General features: G+C 33.7%; 1 protein-coding gene. It reads left to right on the top strand.

What is annotated here, in order from left to right; all coding sequences use genetic code 11:
• The coding region (locus HLB29_RS09545; protein ID WP_185624901.1) for a DUF11 domain-containing protein at positions 1-723 on the top strand (723 nt) is incomplete at both ends.

Here is a 723-nt window from a genome sequence, read left to right as displayed (position 1 = left end):
GAAACATATGAAGTAACTTTCACAGTACAAGTTAAAGCAGATAACAAGACAAAGGTGGATAATACAGCAGAAGTACAGACTGGTAAAACAGGACCGAAGATAAAGACAAATACAACAACAAACCCACCAGAAACACCATCGACAGATCCGAAGAAGGATGTATTTAAGGGAAGTGAAACTACAAATATAGATGGAAAACAGGTAAATCCTGGAGAAATATTAACTTACAAGATAAGCTATAAAAATACAACAGGCAAGGAACAAGAGGTAGTTATCGAAGATAAAATTCCTGAGTTTACGGAATATGTAGATAATTCAGCGGACAACGGCGGAGTATACAGTAACGGAACAATAACATGGACAAAAGAAAATCTTGGAAATGGAGAAACATTTGAAGTTACATTTAAGGTAAAGGTAAAAGAATCGGCTTCAGGAGAAAATATAAAGAATGAAGCTCTTGTAAAGACAGGTAATAACAACCTAAAGACAAATACGACAAATAATCCTGTACCTGAAACACCGACTACACCGAAGAAGGAAGTATTTAAAGGAGATACGATTACAAATATTGACGGTAAACAAGTAAATCCTGGAGATATATTAACTTACAAGATAACATATAAAAATACAACTAGAAAAGAACAAGATGTTGTCATTACAGATAAAATTCCAACACATACAGCATATATAGAAAATTCGGCAGATAATAGCGGTGTGTATAAA

It is taken from the genome of Peptostreptococcus canis (assembly GCF_014229965.1).
Taxonomy (GTDB): domain Bacteria; phylum Bacillota; class Clostridia; order Peptostreptococcales; family Peptostreptococcaceae; genus Peptostreptococcus; species Peptostreptococcus canis.
Note: the sequence above shows the minus strand (reverse complement) of the source record. Positions and strands in the feature narration are given on the sequence as shown.